Here is a 15,597-nt window from a genome sequence, read left to right on the forward strand (position 1 = left end):
TCAATTTCTATTTCACCTTTTTGAAATATTTTCACATTCTATTGCAATTAATACTCTAATATTTTTGATGATTTTATTGATACTTTGGCAAGAATTGTTGCTTAATTTTGCAATTTTAGAGGCTTTAATATCAAGGCTTCCCCAAAAATTGCAAGTGTAAGGATGCAAAAAATATCTCAAAATCTCTTTAAATTTAGCCTCTGAAATTCTAAAACGATTTATATACTTGTTTTTCACCTTGTAAATCATAACTTGAAGCTACTTTTTAGAGCTTAAGTTGTCTTGAGCCAAAATTTTGATGAGAATTTTGTCCTAAAATTTGCATTTTGATTTTATTTAAATGAAATATAAAAGATGAAACTTAACTGAATTTTCTAGTGTAAATTTGGCTAAATTTAACTTAAGCAGATTTTATCTTATCATTTTTAGCAAGATTTTATACAAATCTTGTCCTTGAATTTTTGTTTTAATTCTATTTCTTTTGGATGAAGCAAGAAATGTTTTAATTCCTTTAAATTTAGCTAAATCAAACTAGCAAGATCCCTAGAAATTCACAATTTCATTGATCTGATTTCGTGCCTTTGCAAACTAGCTTTTATTGTGTTTTACAAGATATTGTGCCTTTTTGTTCTTGCAGCGTGTAAGCTCATTTTTACTGCGTCTTATTTTGCAATGTACCTTTGTTTCTTCTTGAAAAGACACAGGCCAAGCGAGCTAAAAATTCACCAAGCCACAGTAAGTTCCCTAGCCATCCCATAAATCTATCATTCATTAAGTCTTGCAAAGTCCTTTATGGTAAGCAACCATTTTGACAAAACTATGAAAGTTGATAAGATAAAATTCAAGTTTAATTAAGCCAAAGCAAATTCAAAAATTCACTCAAAAACTTGCAAATTTTAAACTTCTTTGCCTAAAAAGGACTAAATAACAACACTTTTTTAAAAAGATCCAGCTAAACTACTAATCATACTCATTGAGCTTATACTTTGTGATTACACTGTGTAAAATTTTGACATACTTGCCCTTTATTTCTGAGTAATTAATTAATGTTTGTATGGAGTTTAGCCCTGTTAGTTTTTTGTTTTTAAGACGGTGTTCTAATCTTAGAGTTCTAAATTCCTCATAGGCTTGATTTCGGTTTAAATTTAGCAAGTAAGACTCAACGCTTTCTTGCAAACTATCAAAGATTCTCACCCTATGAGTCTTGCCCTTTGTTCTTTGCTTTGGGATTAAGCCCTTGGCTGTGTAGGTCCATTCACCAAATAAATTATTTGCCTCTTTTGTGAAACGGCTAGTTCCTGTGGCACTTTCTACCATGGCCTGGGCTATGCCCATTGATTTTGGGATAATGTCGATTTTTTTGCTATAAGCCTTGGCATCAAAAAGAAGCTTTATGCGGTATTTTTGCTGAATTTCAACAAGCCTTTCAAGCCTCTTAGGATCTAATTCTCTATATCCTTTTTTTGCCCCCTCCTCTAAGAAATTCAAGGCAAAATTCCTTTCTTGCAAGATCCTTTCAAAGGCTAGATCAAGCATCTCATCAAGCCTTTTAGCAAAAACCTTGCGTTTTTCATCCATTGAAAGTTCGTAATACTCCTCATCAAAGCCTCCCTCAATGCCTTTCATTAAAAGAGGCACAAAGAAACTAAGAAAAATTATAACTTGCTTCAAAAGAACACCTTACCTCTGCCTTAAAATAAAGCCTCTCGTTTTCATAGCGAAAAGACACCATTTCATCGCTTTTTGGCCACACCTTTGCCTTGCTTTGTAAAAGCTTATTTTTGTGTGCTAGATAAAAGCAAGCTGCCATTCCTGTGCCACAAGCAAGGGTTTCATTTTCCACACCTCGCTCGAAGGTTCTAACCCTCATATGAGTAGGATCTAAGATGAGGGCGTAATTAACATTTGCGTTGAATTTTTGCCTTAAAGTTTTGCAAAGTTTTAAATCAAATTTTTCAAACTCGTGCGAATTTTCGCAAAAATGAACGAGATGCGGCACTCCTGTATCACAACCTTGCCAAGTTTTGTTCTCAAATTCAAAGGGAGCTTTTTCATTTTTTACCCCACTTAAAAGCACCTCAACAGTATTTTTGCTAACCTCTGCTTGAATCACCCCGTCCTCTGTTAAAAAGCAAAGCTTTGAGGGCTTTTTGAGATAATGCACAGCAAAATGAGCAGCAGCCCTTGATCCATTTCCACACATTAAGGGTCTGCTTCCATCGCAGTTGTAAAAATCCCACTCAAAGTCGCACTCATCGCTTGGTAAGATGGCTATAAGCCCGTCAGCTCCTATGCCACTGTGTCTGTCGCAAAGTGCTTTTGCAAGCTCGCTTCTATCCTTTTTGCCCTCATCCTCATAGATAATAAAATCATTGCCATTGGCATTGTATTTATAAAATTTCACTGTTTTCCCCTAAAATTTAGCACTGTTAAGCTAATCATTTTAAACCTGGATAAATTAATTTAAGGACCTAAAAAACTCCTCGCATTTATCCTCAAATTCATCCCAAGAGCCTAAATTTTCAATGACTATATCGGCTAGTTTTCTTTTTTCCTCTATATCCATTTGAGCGTTTAGTCTTTGCAAGGCCTCAGCCTCGCTTAAATTATTTCTTTGCATTAAACGGCTCAAACATAGCTCTTTTGGAGCATAAATGACAATTACCTCGCCTAAATTCTCATAATCTTTTGTCTCAAAAAGCAGGGGCATTTCTACAAAGATGATCCCATTTGATTTTTGAATTTCTTCTACTATGCCAAGTTTTATCTTAGGATGCATAAATTTTTCAAGCTTTTTTCTTAAGGCATCATCATTAAAAACAAGCCTTCCTAGCCTTTTTCTATCTATGATGCCATCTTGTAAAAAGCTTGAATTGTCTAAAATTTTAGCTATTTCATTTGGATAAGAAGCTAGAATGCTATGGGCTATCTTGTCAGCATCAACGCATTTAAAGCCCAAAGTTCTAGCCCTTTGCATAAAGCTTGACTTCCCACTTGCAATAATTCCTGTTACAAAAAACACCCTTTTCATCTCAACCTTTTTTGAAAGAAATTAGGCTATAATAGCAAAAAATTTCTAAGGAAGGCAAATGATAAGCTACGAGGACGCAGGGGTCAGCATAGACACTGGAAACGCCTTTGTCAAGGCTATCTCGCCCATAGTCAGCACCACTTTTACGCCCGCCGTGCTAGGCGGCATAGGCTCGTTTTCAGGGGCGTTTGAGCTGCCTGCTGGCTACGAAAAGCCCGTGCTTTTGGCAGCCACAGACGGAGTAGGAACAAAGCTTCGCCTTGCCATAGACACCGCAAAGTTCGATACCATAGGGCAGGACTTAGTGGCTATGTGCGTAAATGATCTCATTTGCAACTTCGCAAAGCCCTTGTTTTTTTTGGATTACTACGCCACAGCAAAGCTTGATATAAATGTCGCAAAAGCCGTAGTAGAGGGCATTGCAAAGGCTTGCAAAGAGTGTAGCTGTGCTTTAATCGGCGGCGAAACAGCAGAAATGCCCTCAATGTATGCAGATAAAGACTTTGATTTGGCCGGCTTTGCAGTAGGCATAGCTGAAAAGGATGAGATTGACAGAAAAAAATTCGTTAAAAATGGAGATTTACTGCTTGGTTTGGCAAGCTCTGGGCTTCATTCAAATGGCTTTTCCCTTGCTAGAAAGGTGCTTTTTGATGAGATGAAGCTTAAATTTGACGATAAAATCGGACAAAGCTCACTCATCGAAACGCTTTTAACGCCCACTCGCCTTTATGTGAAGGAATTTTTACGGCTCAAACCCTACATAAACGCCCTAGCACACATTACAGGTGGGGGGCTGGTTGAGAATTTACCCCGCATTTTTCCTAGGGGGCTTGGGGCTGTAATAAGAAGGCATCATCTAAAAACCCCTGAAATCTTTTACCGCATAGGCGAATGCGTTAGCGAGGGCGAAATGTATCGTAGCTTTAATATGGGCGTAGGCTTGGTGCTTGTCGTTAGTGCTGAAAATGTGAGTGCGGTGCTTGAAAGCTCGGATGCTTTTATAATAGGAGAAGTGGTTTTAAATGAGGGGGTAAGCTTAGAATGAATTTAAGTTAATTGCTTAAATGTGTGAATTTTTGTATTGAATTTGGTGTGAATTTTTAGCTTTTCTTGTGAATTTTAGCTCTCTTTGTGGGCTTTTAAATTCGGCTTGGTTCGTCTTTCGGCGAAAAATCACTTCTACAAGGCTCGGCAGACCGCTACGCTTTTAGTCTAGCCCACGCCTTGCATAAGCGATTTCTCGCTCGAAATACTGCACCTTGATTTAAATTCACGGAAAATTTAGGTTTTTTTGCAAAACTCTGAATTTTCGCCTTAATTTTACCGTTTTCGGTGTTGAATCTTGTAATTTTTTAAAGCAAAATTCAGACAAAGCGTGAATTTTAGCTCTTGTTTTGGCGTTTTTGGTGTGGAATTTTTCGTTAATTATTTAGCATAAAATTCACGCAAACCTGAATTTTCGCCTTTGTTTAAACATTTTTTGGTGTAGAATTTTGTGAATTTTTTAGGGTAAAATTCACAAATTTTTATAACAAAGGAAAAACTTGGATCTTTCAAAAATCACCGTTTGCATACTTGTTAAAAACGCTCAAAGCACCTTGCAAGAATGCTTACAAAGTCTGTGCGAGTTTGGCGAAATAGTGCTTTTGGATAATGACAGCACCGATGACACCTTAAAAATCGCACAAGAATTCAACGCAACATATAAAAATTTGCGTGTAGAAACAAGCGAATTCATAGGCTTTGGAGCCTTGAAAAATTTAGCTGTAAGCTTTGCAAAAAATGAGTGGATTTTAAGCATTGATTCTGATGAGGTGCTTGAAAATGAGGCTTTGAGCGAAATCAAGGCTTTGAATTTAAGCGAAAATTGCATAGTAGCTTTGCCACGCAAAAACCTTTACGCAAATGAGTGGATCAAAGCTTGTGGCTGGCATCCTGACTTTGTGTGGCGTGTGTTTAATAAAAACTTCACGGGCTTTAATAAAAATTTTGTACACGAAAGTGTCATAATCCCACAAGATGCACAAAAAATTTATCTTAAAAACGCTCTTAGACATTATGCTTTTAATAATATTGAAAGTATTATCACTAAAATGAACCGCTACACGAGCTTTTCAGCACAAGAAAAGTTTGAAATAGGCAAAAAAACAAGCTTTTTTGGGGCTATTTTTCGCTTTTTTCTTACCTTTTTTAGAGATTATTTCTTGCGAAAGGGCATTTTTTACGGCTACAAGGGCTTTGTGGTGGCTTTGCTTAACGCTGAGGGGGCATTTTACCGCTACGCAAAACTTTACGAGCTTAACAAGGCTAGCAAAATCAGCCCCAAAGCCATAGCCTTTGATAGAAGGCTTGGAGTAGGCGACATTATATCAAGCATTCCAGCCTTTTATATGATTAAAAGGCTCTATCCGCAGGCGAAATTCACGCTAATTACAAATAAAATCGGAGCAAGTTTGTGTAAAAATTATGATTTTATCGATGAAATTTTGATTGAAAATGTGAATTTTGAGCTTAAAAATTTGCCAAAAATCCTTGATGAAAAAGGCGTTGAAGTGCTTATTTTAGGGCATAGGACGAGCAAAAACATAAAACTTTTTAAAAAAAGCAAGGTGTTAAAGCTCATCTCGTGGAGGCATTTGCACTCGCTTTTTTCATTTCGTTTTAAGCATCCAAAGCATATAAAAAGGCTGCAAAGGCTTGAGATTTTGCGTTGCTTGGATTTAATTAAAATGATAAATCCTAAAATTTACAGCCAAAACATAGATAAATTCACGCCAAACACTGCTATACTAAACGCCATTAGGCTTAAAACTTGCGAGAAAAATAAAATCTTTGTGGATAATTTTTTAAGGGATATTTTTAATGAAAATTACAAGAATGAAAGCACAAACATTCAAACAAAGCCCTATAAAATCATCGCTTTAAGCCCCTTTGGACTTTCATCAAAAAACTACAATTTAAAGATAAATGACTGGATAGAACTTGCCAAAAATTTAGCTAGCGAGTTTAAAGACAGGCTTTTTGTTTTTATGAATTTCAAGGGTAGTGGGTATGAGTTTGCCCCCTTTAATGAAAAAAACATCAGGGTTTTTGTAAATGATGAGGATTTGCTAAATTTAGTTGAGCTTACAAGCCGCCTAAGCCTTTGCATAAGCCTTTCCACAGGCAATATACACATAGCAGATAATCTTGGCGTTGATACCCTTGGCTTTTTTGCAAAAACAGACGAGATACTTTTTGCTTGCGGGCAGTATGGTGGGTGCTTTGAGGCACTTTTCTTGCCAAAAGAGTGGCAAAAAGATTACGAAATTTATAAAAATGCCTTTTTTGAAAAGGCTAGAAAATGTGTGGCAAGGTGCTGTAAAAAGGAAGCTGAATGAGTTTTGAAAACACAAAAATAAGTTGGGAAAACAAAATGAATGCAAAAAAGTTGGGATGAAAAATAAATTTATGTGTTGCAAAAAAGTGTAAAAATGAGTTTAAAAAAGGCGAAAAATGAATTTTGAAAGCCAAAAGTTGAAAGATAAAAACATAGGACTTATCTGTGGCGTAGGCTCTTTGGGCGATCATATAATCAACCTACAAGCCCTTTACACGCTCAAAACACTTTATCCTAAGTGTAAGCTACATTTTATCTGTATGAAAAAATTCGCACCCTTGTTTGAAAATTTAGACTTCATAGACAAAATTTGCCTTGTTGAAGCCCTAGAAAATGGGGGGGGGGTTAGTAGCCCTTGATATTTTGCTTTTGGGGCGTTCTTATAAACAGCTTCACATTATAAACGCTGCAAAAGTTGCTAAAATCAAGCTTATCATATCTCCCTTTTGGCTTAAAACCCTATTTGACAAGCAAATTCAATCATTTTTTTATTTACAAACGCATAAATGTCTTGAAAATTATAAAATTCTAAAAGCCGTTAGAAGCATTGATAAAAGGCATTTTGATGAAAATTTTAAAAAAATTGATTTTAGCAAGGCAAGGCTTCTTACAAAGGCTAAAAACAAGGCTTTTGTTGATGAGTTTTTAGCTAAATGTGGCTTAAAAAAGTGTTTGCAAGGGGGCGATTTTTCGCAAGAAAACGGCAAAAAGGGCTATCAAAAACTTGTAGGCATAAACGCCTTTGGCATTTCAAACCCAAATTTTAAGTTTGCATTAAAAGAATGGGTAGAATTAGCCAAAATGCTAGCAAATGCCTACCCACAAGTGCTTTTTGTGATGATGAATTTCAAGGGCAGTGGGTATGAATTTGCTCCATTTGAGGCAAAAAATATCAAGGTTTTTGTAAATGATGAGGATTTACTAAATTTAGTAGAATTTACAAGCCGCCTAGACTTGTTAATCATCGTAGATACAGGCAATGTGCATATAGCAGATGTTTTTCAAGTGCCTATTTTAGAGCTTATTAAGAGGGCAAAGGTGTCTTTTCAATGGTGTGGCGGGGCTTGGGGAAATGAATGCGAATGCGTTACCTTGCCAAAGGGCTTTAAAAAACGCTACGATTTTTATAAAAACCGCTTTTTTGATAGGGCAAATTACTTAGTGGCTAGTCTTTTAAGGTGATTTAAGCTCACAAAGAATGTATTTATCTTGTTGATATTTTAATGCTTAAAACGGTTGAATTTAATGTTGTTCTCTTATAGGCTTGATAATGCTTAATAAACCTTGTAGCTTGTATAAATATGCAAAAAATTCAAAGAAAGGGCTTTCTTAGCTTTGTTACAAAGGGTAATTTTGTGGATTTAAGCTATAAAAATTCACAAAATAACCAAGAATGTGCTTAAAAACTTGAATTTTCATAAGCTAAGTTCATATAAAACATAACTTGCAAATTTGGCTTTTGTGAATTTAAGCTATAAAAATTCACAAAAATTCAAGCTTTTTTTAAAAAGTCAAAATGAATTTAGCTGAAAACACAAAAATTTATGAAAAATTTAGCCTGTATTAACTAAATTGAAAATGCTCAAGACAACTTCAGAGGATTTTTCCTTATCAACTTTAATAAATTTTGATGAAAATTTTACCTTAAAATTTTCGTCTAAATTTCCTTTAAGTGAAGGATAAAATTTTCTTTTTTAGTCTTTAAATTTAACTAAACGAAACTTTGCAAACTTCTACTACGCAGTTGCTAGCGAAGCGTTGTAAAAATAACTCTCAGTTATTTCAATCTCGCCTTTTTGAAATTTTTGCACATTCTTTAAGGATTAAAATTCTCATATTTTTGATAATCTTATTGGTGTAAAAATTTTGCTTAATTTTGCAATTTTTATGGCTTTAAATTTAAGGCTTCTTGAAAAGAGATGAGCGTATAGCACGAAGTAAAAAGTGCTGTAAAATTCTTTAAATTTAGCCTCTGAAATTTTTGAACGAATTATATGCTTGTTTTTCACCTTGTAAATTATCACTTAAAACTCATTTATTTGAGTTTAAGTTATTTTGAGCCAATCTTTTTAAAACAGCCTTGCTTCGTTCTTACAATCCTTTTGTAGCAAAGAGGCTTAAAAATTCACGCAAATAAATGAAGTTTTATGATTTATCATTTTTTTAAAAAGATCTAGTTTTTGAAAAATAAATTGTGTCTAAGATCTATACTTTAAAAAAATTTATAAATTTAACTTAGAAGCTAAAATTCACAAAAACAGTTAAATTCTAAGGCTTTAAAAACCTTATCAAGCAAAGAAGCTAGATAAATTTAGCTATAATTTAAGAATTTTTTCAAGGCAGGTTTGGCTAGCATGCAAGGCTTTATCTTACACACTCAAAGGGTAAGGGATGAGGATCTCATAGTCTTTATACTAAGTTTAAAGGGCGTTCATAAGTGTTACCGCTTTTATGGACTTCGACACAGCCTCATTTTAAGCGGCTATAAGATAGACTTTGAGCTAGAATATAGCCTTTCTTTCTTGCCCCGCCTCAAAGATACTATGCATTTAAGCTTTCCTTGGCTACTTGATAGAGACAAGATGCTCATTTGGCAAGACTTCATAAGGCTTGTTTATGCGCATTTAAGGGATGTTGAGGAGTGCGAGAGCTTTTATTTTGAGCTTTTAAGCGAGTGTGTGCGCCGCTTTGAAAAGCAAAATCCCTTGCGTGTCATCGTTGATGCCTATGCTTGTTTGCTTGAATTTGAAGGAAGGCTTCATAAAGACTTTGTTTGCTTTGCTTGTGATGAGCTTATAAGAACTGAGGTAAGCCTTGCAAGAGCCTTTTTGCCAGCACATAGCCGCTGTTTGCCTAGCTTTTGCTTTGATCAAAAAAAATTAGCCCAATTTTATGAAAGCAAGAACTGCTCGGTGCTTGATGATGAGGAGATAAATAATTTATTTAGCCTTATCAAACAAGGGCTTTGAATTTGTGCTATAATGTCGCTTTTGAATTTTTTAAGCTTGATCTTTTTTGTTGCCATTCAAAAAGCACTAAGTTTATAAATGATATTTAAGGCTTTTGTTTAAAAGGTGTTGAGCTTATCACGCCAATTTGTCAAATTATCCTTTAAAAAGAAGATTTCAAGGCTTAGAAGGCTTAAAAAAGCTCTTTTGCAAAGATATGCCTCTTAGTATGAAAAATTGTCATTTTGAGTAGAAAAGTAAGAGGCTAATTTTATATTTTAAGCCTCTTTAATCGCCTAAGTCCCTCAAAAGGACAAAGAGAGCTTTGAGCTTCTTATTGCGACAAATATCAACACCTTTTTACAAAAATAGCTTGTAAAAAAATCATAAAGCCTTGAGGGCTTGAAAATTCATTAAATTTGTGTGAATTTAAAAATATAAAAAATTATGCTAGTTTAAAATTTTAAAGGATGAGTATGCAAAGAATAGTCATAAAGGTAGGATCAACTAGCATTAGCAACAAAGAAAGCTTGAATTTAGACCGCTTAAGAGGGCTTATTTCTTTGATAGTGGATTTAGAAGGTCTTTATGAGGTGATCTTAGTAAGCTCAGCTGCCATCAGCGCTGGCTTTAGCAAACTTCAACTTGATAGGAAAAATCCCCTTAACAGACAGGTGCTTTCAAGCCTAGGACAGCCTTATTTAATGAGGGCTTATAATGAGATTTTAGCTGAATTTAATAGATTTTCAGGGCAAATTCTACTAACTGCTTATGATTTTAGATCAAACATATCCATAAAACACATAAAATTAGTAATAGATGAGCTAATAAAAAAAGGCATTTTGCCCATCATAAATGAAAATGATGCAGTAGCTAGCGAGGAGCTAATCTTTGGGGACAACGACACGCTCTCAGCCAAGGCTACCTTGCACTTTGGGGCTGATTTTCTTGTGATTTTAAGCGATATAGATGGCTTTTATGATAAAAATCCTGCTGAATTTGCAAATGCTAGGAGAATTGAGCGGGTGTCTTTCATTGAAAAAGAGCTTTTAAAGGGAGAGGCAAAGGCTGGTAGCGAACACGGCACAGGAGGCATAGTAACAAAGCTTAGAGCAGCTGATCTGCTTTTAAAAGAAAACAAAAAGATGTTTTTGGCTAGTGGCTTTGATTTGACCGTTGCAAGAGCCTTTTTGCTTGAAAACAAACAGATCGGAGGAACCTTTTTTAGTAGGGATTAAAACTCAAAAATATAAAGTTAATCTTAGATCTTAATTAGCCTTGATGAAGCGAATAAGTAAAGCTGAATTTAGAATTTATGAGATAAAATTTTTCTCAAATCTCACACAAGATGATAAATTTGCAAAATACTACAAACTCCACAGTTAAAGAATGCTAAAAGCTTTTTAAAATGCTTAGGTAGTATTTCTAAATGTAAAATGAAACTCACCTAACTTGCAACTGTGTATTAAATCGTAACTGTGTAAAAGAATACGCAAAAAACAAGAAACAAGCTTGTAATAAAAAACATTTATGTTTTTACTTACTGTCTTTGTAAGCACGAACAAAAAGCACTTTGCGAAACTTAGCGACCTTACTGTCTAAAAGCAAATTTTTTCACTTAAAAAGAATTTAGTTCTAATACTAAAAAGATTTTGGCTCAAGATACTTTAATAGGATTTTCCCTTATCAATTTTAATAAATTTTGATGAGAATTTTGTCCCAAATTTTTTGTGTTATATCTAAATTCCGTTTCTTTTAAGTGAAGGATAAAATTTTCTTTTTTTATGCCACGAAATTTAGCAAGTGTCAACTTAGCAAAGCCCCAAAAGTTCTCTATGCCGTTTATGTGGTTGTGTCCCTTTGCAAACTCGTTTTTAGAGTGTTTTACCCTATAATGTGCCTTTGCTCCTTCTGCTTGCAGTTGCGAGTGAAACGAAACAAAAAATCCACCAAGCCATCGTAGGCTTTGAAGCTCTCCTGAAATTGTGGTATTTTCTACATCTGCAAAGTACCTTATAATCGGTAATAGCTCTTTCGCAGAGCAAGTGTTTTAGCGTATAAACTCGTGCGATTGCGTTTTAGCATTCCTTCTCGTAGAGTTACGAGTGCGTAGCACGAAGTAAAAACACAGGCGTTTTCTTGCCAGCCCCACGCCCACGCTTACCACGCACCCTTTTTGCCCCTTCTGCTTGCAGTTACGAGCCGTAAGGCGAAGTAAAAAATAATTCTCATCAACTTCAACCACTCATTTTGCTAATTTTTTCACATTATTTGGCTATTAAAATGTGAATTTCATGCAAAATTCTATTCACACAAGCACGAGTTATTTTGCAAATTTCAGCATTTTTTTCGCCTCTAAACCAAGGCTTCTTGCAAAGTTGCAAGTGAGTAGCACGAAGCAAAAAAATACTTCGTAATTTCTTAAATTTCTTTTGAGACAATTTGGAAGCAAATCATATACTTGTTTTTCATTTTGCTCTTTATACTTTAAAATGATATTGTATCAAATTCAAGTGTCTTGAGCCAAGATTTTTATCAAATTTTACTCAAAATGATAAGAGAAAAATTCGTTTAGGGTGGCTTAAACAAAAATATTTATAAATTTTTATTATAATTTATCTTTTGATTTTATGCAAAGGTTTGGGATGAGGTTTGCTTTTGTTGATTTGAAGGCACAGTATCAAGCTTACAAGGAAGAAATTGATAGCGAAATATCCAAGGTGCTAGAAAGTGCTTCCTTTATAGGTGGTGCAAAGCTTGATGAATTCGAGGAGAATTTGGCTCGTTATGTAGGCGTAAAGCACGCCATAGGCTGTTCTAGTGGAACCTCATCTTTGATCCTTGCTCTTATGGCACTTGGCATAGGAGAAGGAGATGAGGTTATAGTTCCAAGCTTTACCTTTATCGCCACTGCTGAGATGGTAAGCCTTTTAAAAGCCCGCCCTGTCTTTGCTGATATAAATTTAATTGATTATAATCTCGATCTAGCAAGCGTTGAAAGCCTAGTAACGCCTCGCACAAAGGCAATAATTGCTGTTTCTATATTTGGGCAAATGCCTGATTTATGGGCTTTGAACGAGTTTTGCAAGGGCAAAAATATAGCCCTTATTGAGGACGGCGCACAAAGTTTTGGGGCTACTCAGCTTATAAATGAGGCTTCAAATGGAGTTACCACACAAAAAGAAGGTAACTTTAAGAAATCCTGCTCTATTGCAAAGCTTTCTTGCACAAGTTTTTTCCCCTCAAAGCCCTTGGGAGCTTATGGGGACGCTGGTGCTGTCTTTACAAATGATGATGAGCTAGCAAAAAAGATAAGAATTTACCTAAATCACGGGCAAACAAGCCGTTACAAGCATCAATTCATCGGCATCAACGGACGGCTAGATAGCATTCAAGCGGCGATTTTAGATGTGAAATTAAGGCATTTGGATGACGAGTTGGCACAAAGGAAGCGTGTGGCGAAAATTTATGATGAGGGCTTGAAAAATGCGATTTTGCCTCAGGTTAAAAAGAATTTCACTAGCGTTTATGCACAGTATTCTGTGCGTGTTGAAAATAGAGACAAGCTTGTAAAAAGGCTATCCGCACAGGGCATTCCAAGTGCCATTCACTATCCTTTGGGACTTCACTTGCAAGCTGCCTTTTCAAGCCTTGGCTACAAGCTAGGGGATCTTCCAAATACCGAGCTAGTAAGCGAACAAATTTTATCCTTGCCCATGAGTGCCTTTTTAAGGCAAGAAGATCAAGCAGAGGTTATAAGGGCTTTTGAGTGAGATTTGGCATAGCTGGGGTTGGTAAAATGGGGCAAAATCATCTAAGAGAGCTACAAAAAAACAAAAATGTCGAGCTTGTAGCCCTTTATGATCTGCAAAAAAATGAGGATTTTAAGGAGCCATTTTACACAAGGATCTCTGATTTTTTAAAGCAAAAACTAGACATTGTCATCATAGCAAGTCCTACAAGCTCGCACTTAGAACTAGCAAATGCTATCTTACCAACAGTGCAAACAGTGTTAATCGAAAAGCCCTTGGCTATGAACTTAGAAGAAATAAAACAGATAAAAAAACTAGCCACAAAGCATAAAAACAAAGTAGCAGTAGGCTTTAGCGAGAGGTTTAATCCTGTTGTTTTGTCTCTTAAAAAAGCACTTCAAGGACAAAGAATTTTCTCAATAAACATAAGAAGATATTCTCCCTTTCCTATTCGCATTAGCGATGTGGGAATTTTAAGGGATTTAGGCATACATGATATTGATCTAGTAGGCTTTTTAACAGGGCTTAAATTTGCTAGAAAATCCCTTATAAATATAAAGCAAAATAATCAAGACATTGAAGCTATTATAACGCTTGAAAGCTTGATAGGTTTAGATCTAGCTAAATTTAAAAAAGCACAAGATGTAAGCCTTGATCTTAAAAGCAAACAAGGCTTGACAGAAAAGCAAAATTCAAAAGAACTTGACAGTTTGAAACACTCAAAGCCTTTAGAAACTAAGAATTTACAAGAGGCTGAATTTTCTAGCAAATGCTCTACAAATTCAAGCCACAAAATAATAGCAAGTTTGCATCAAAGCTGGAACTGCTCTCAGGTTTCAAGAAGAATTAGCGTAATAACTGAAAAATCCTTCTTTGAGGCTAATTTGAAGGATTTTAAGCTTTATAAGGACGGTGTGCTTAGCGAGCTAGAAAATAAAAGCCCACTTTCTGGCGAACACAAGGAGCTTTTAGAGCTTGCAAGAAGCGGCAAACAAGGAAGATTGGCTGGCATAGAGGATGCCATCAATGCGCAAGAGTGTTTGGAGTTAGGATGAGGCTTGTTTTGTTTTTGAATATGGGAGGGGCTACTAGCTATGCTGAGTGTGAGCTTTTTTTGAAAAATATGTTTAATGACAAATACATCTTAACCATAAAAAACAAATTTTTACGCTCCTTTTTAGCCTTTTTGATAACCAAGATGAGAGTTAAGGCTATGTGGGAAAATTATCAAAAAATAGGAGGTAAATCCCCCTTAAACGACATAACTGCAAGGCTTTGTGCGAATTTAAATAATGAAGTTAAGAGTAAGACTGTGAATTTACAAGATGATTTAAGCACAAATTCACAAAATTCAAGCAAAAAATTAAATACAAGCCAAGCCCTTAAAGAAGAGCAAAAAACAAACTCACAAATTTTAAACACAAAGAACACGGTAAATTCAAGCTTTAAAAAACCTCAGCATTTAGATCTTCAATTTGATTTCATAAATGTCTATGTCCCACCCTTTGCAAAAGATGTTTTGACTAAGTATGAGCTTAGTAAAGAAGATGAGCTGATCTTATTTCCCCTCTATCCTCACCACTCACAAACCACAGTGCTTTCAGCCCTTGACTGCGTAAAAGATGCTATTTCAAAGATGCAAATTCAAGCCAAGCTAAGAGAACTTGACATTTTTTACACAAATGAGCTTTATAATGAAATGGTGATTAAGGATGTATTAAAAGCAAATGAGGATTTTAAGACAGAGGGTAAAAAAACCCTAATCTTTTCGGCACATTCCTTGCCTGTTTCTACCATAAGGGCTGGGGATCTTTATCAAAGGCATGTTGAGGAACATGTTAGGATCTTAAAAAAGAGCTTGAAGCCTCATTTTGATGAGATCTTACTTGCCTATCAATCAAAGCTTGGTCCTATAAAATGGCTTGAACCTGCCATAGCTGAGGTCTTAGCAGGTCTAAAAAACGAGGCTTTGATCTATCCTCTGTCTTTTTGCATTGATTGTAGTGAAACTGTTTTTGAATTAGAGCTTGAATATAGAAAAATAGCCGCAAAGGATTATAAACTCATCTCTTGCCCCAATGATAGCAAGGACTTTGCAAATTTTATCAAGGCTTATGTAAATTAAGCTTTTTTGCCCTTAAATTTTTTACACACTTTAAATTTACAAAAAATTAGCAACTTTCTTACACAACTTGCAAGATATATACAAATTTTTGCTTATAACAGTTTGCAATCTTTTTCTTTTTTGCAAAAATCAAGCCACAGCTTAGCTTATGCAAAATTTAGCATTTTAAAAGCCTAGCAAAATTTGAAGTAAAATTTGAATTTAGACTTGAATTTTTTATAAAATGCGTTTATTTTTTGTATAAATTTGTTGTTTTAAACTGCCAAGCAAAATGCTTAACTCCTTTGCAAAAATGCCCTTAAAGAAAGCAAATTTATTAAATTTAAATTTTTCTTAAAAGATCATCAAAAAAGCTTTTATCA

The 15,597-nt window shown here is 35.1% G+C and carries 13 protein-coding genes and 2 pseudogenes; 9 read left to right on the plus strand and 6 right to left on the minus strand.

The window, feature by feature from the left end:
• Positions 1-18: 18 nt before the first annotated feature.
• The 4 genes and pseudogenes from DMC01_RS14680 to coaE all read right to left on the minus strand — a co-directional run.
• Positions 19-249, minus strand: a pseudogene (locus DMC01_RS14680) (hypothetical protein); the annotation flags it as partial.
• Positions 250-960: 711 nt separating this feature from the next.
• Positions 961-1,671 carry a glucosaminidase domain-containing protein gene (locus DMC01_RS01860; protein WP_142692601.1) on the minus strand — a complete coding sequence of 237 codons (711 nt, stop codon included), beginning with the start codon at positions 1,669-1,671 and terminating at the stop codon, positions 961-963.
• Positions 1,646-2,404 carry a diaminopimelate epimerase gene (gene dapF, locus DMC01_RS01865; RefSeq protein ID WP_142692602.1) on the minus strand — a complete coding sequence of 253 codons (759 nt, stop codon included), beginning with the start codon at positions 2,402-2,404 and terminating at the stop codon, positions 1,646-1,648. Before dapF ends, DMC01_RS01860 begins: the two co-directional genes overlap by 26 nt.
• Before the next feature lie 54 nt (positions 2,405-2,458).
• Positions 2,459-3,031, minus strand: a complete 573-nt coding sequence (gene coaE, locus DMC01_RS01870; RefSeq protein WP_142692603.1) for a dephospho-CoA kinase — start codon at positions 3,029-3,031, stop codon at positions 2,459-2,461.
• 58 nt (positions 3,032-3,089) lie between these two features.
• Here coaE and purM point away from each other — a divergent pair, with 58 nt between their 5' ends.
• Positions 3,090-4,076 (plus strand): phosphoribosylformylglycinamidine cyclo-ligase, encoded by a 987-nt coding sequence (gene purM / locus DMC01_RS01875; RefSeq protein WP_142692604.1) that lies wholly within the window; start codon positions 3,090-3,092, stop codon positions 4,074-4,076.
• A gap of 380 nt (positions 4,077-4,456) precedes the next feature.
• Here the strand turns inward: purM and DMC01_RS15725 are convergent, their stop codons facing one another.
• A complete protein-coding gene (locus DMC01_RS15725) occupies positions 4,457-4,588 on the minus strand; it encodes a hypothetical protein (RefSeq protein ID WP_282432223.1) in 132 nt (43 codons plus the stop codon).
• On the opposite strand from DMC01_RS15725, the gene DMC01_RS01880 reads away from it, so the two are divergent.
• The 5 genes from DMC01_RS01880 (at position 4,576) to proB (ending at position 10,596) form a co-directional block, all read left to right on the plus strand.
• The gene (locus tag DMC01_RS01880) at positions 4,576-6,411 is read left to right on the plus strand and encodes a glycosyltransferase (RefSeq protein ID WP_142692605.1); all 1,836 of its coding nucleotides are present in this window, start codon (positions 4,576-4,578) and stop codon (positions 6,409-6,411) included. The two genes, DMC01_RS15725 and DMC01_RS01880, sit on opposite strands and share 13 nt — an antisense overlap.
• 115 nt (positions 6,412-6,526) lie before the next feature.
• Positions 6,527-6,769, plus strand: a complete 243-nt coding sequence (locus DMC01_RS01885) for a glycosyltransferase family 9 protein (protein ID WP_142692606.1) — start codon at positions 6,527-6,529, stop codon at positions 6,767-6,769.
• Positions 6,744-7,592, plus strand: a complete 849-nt coding sequence (locus DMC01_RS01890; protein ID WP_142692607.1) for a glycosyltransferase family protein — start codon at positions 6,744-6,746, stop codon at positions 7,590-7,592. Before DMC01_RS01885 ends, DMC01_RS01890 begins: the two co-directional genes overlap by 26 nt.
• Positions 7,593-8,764: 1,172 nt before the next feature.
• The gene (gene recO / locus DMC01_RS01895) at positions 8,765-9,379 is read left to right on the plus strand and encodes a recombination protein RecO (protein WP_142692669.1); all 615 of its coding nucleotides are present in this window, start codon (positions 8,765-8,767) and stop codon (positions 9,377-9,379) included.
• Positions 9,380-9,834: 455 nt separating this feature from the next.
• The gene (proB, locus tag DMC01_RS01900) at positions 9,835-10,596 is read left to right on the plus strand and encodes a glutamate 5-kinase (protein WP_142692608.1); all 762 of its coding nucleotides are present in this window, start codon (positions 9,835-9,837) and stop codon (positions 10,594-10,596) included.
• 419 nt (positions 10,597-11,015) lie between these two features.
• Here the strand turns inward: proB and DMC01_RS16355 are convergent.
• A pseudogene (locus DMC01_RS16355) lies at positions 11,016-11,706 on the minus strand (IS1595 family transposase); the annotation flags it as partial.
• A gap of 297 nt (positions 11,707-12,003) precedes the next feature.
• On the opposite strand from DMC01_RS16355, the gene DMC01_RS01910 reads away from it, so the two are divergent.
• Genes DMC01_RS01910 through hemH form a run of 3 tightly spaced genes read left to right on the plus strand, consistent with a single transcriptional unit; the run spans position 12,004 to position 15,235 of the window.
• Positions 12,004-13,131: a DegT/DnrJ/EryC1/StrS family aminotransferase gene (locus DMC01_RS01910; protein ID WP_142692610.1), complete on the plus strand. Its 1,128-nt coding sequence runs from the start codon at positions 12,004-12,006 to the stop codon at positions 13,129-13,131.
• Positions 13,128-14,165, plus strand: a complete 1,038-nt coding sequence (locus tag DMC01_RS01915) for a Gfo/Idh/MocA family protein (RefSeq protein ID WP_142692611.1) — start codon at positions 13,128-13,130, stop codon at positions 14,163-14,165. Before DMC01_RS01910 ends, DMC01_RS01915 begins: the two co-directional genes overlap by 4 nt.
• A complete protein-coding gene (gene hemH, locus DMC01_RS01920) occupies positions 14,162-15,235 on the plus strand; it encodes a ferrochelatase (RefSeq protein ID WP_246058946.1) in 1,074 nt (357 codons plus the stop codon). The genes DMC01_RS01915 and hemH overlap by 4 nt, the downstream gene beginning before the upstream one ends.
• The last annotated feature ends 362 nt before the right edge of the window (positions 15,236-15,597 follow it).

This window comes from Campylobacter troglodytis, assembly GCF_006864425.1.
GTDB classification, from domain to species: domain Bacteria; phylum Campylobacterota; class Campylobacteria; order Campylobacterales; family Campylobacteraceae; genus Campylobacter_D; species Campylobacter_D troglodytis.

Excerpts from the sequence above, each read along its gene's own strand:
- coaE (WP_142692603.1), bottom strand. The coding sequence starts at position 3,031 with ATGAAAAGGGTGTTTTTTGTAACAGGAATTATTGCAAGTGGGAAGTCA.
- purM (WP_142692604.1), top strand. The coding sequence starts at position 3,090 with ATGATAAGCTACGAGGACGCAGGGGTCAGCATAGACACTGGAAACGCC.
- DMC01_RS01885 (WP_142692606.1), top strand. The coding sequence starts at position 6,527 with ATGAATTTTGAAAGCCAAAAGTTGAAAGATAAAAACATAGGACTTATC.
- DMC01_RS01890 (WP_142692607.1), top strand. The coding sequence starts at position 6,744 with ATGGGGGGGGGGTTAGTAGCCCTTGATATTTTGCTTTTGGGGCGTTCT.
- recO (WP_142692669.1), top strand. The coding sequence starts at position 8,765 with ATGCAAGGCTTTATCTTACACACTCAAAGGGTAAGGGATGAGGATCTC.
- proB (WP_142692608.1), top strand. The coding sequence starts at position 9,835 with ATGCAAAGAATAGTCATAAAGGTAGGATCAACTAGCATTAGCAACAAA.
- DMC01_RS01910 (WP_142692610.1), top strand. The coding sequence starts at position 12,004 with ATGAGGTTTGCTTTTGTTGATTTGAAGGCACAGTATCAAGCTTACAAG.
- hemH (WP_246058946.1), top strand. The coding sequence starts at position 14,162 with ATGAGGCTTGTTTTGTTTTTGAATATGGGAGGGGCTACTAGCTATGCT.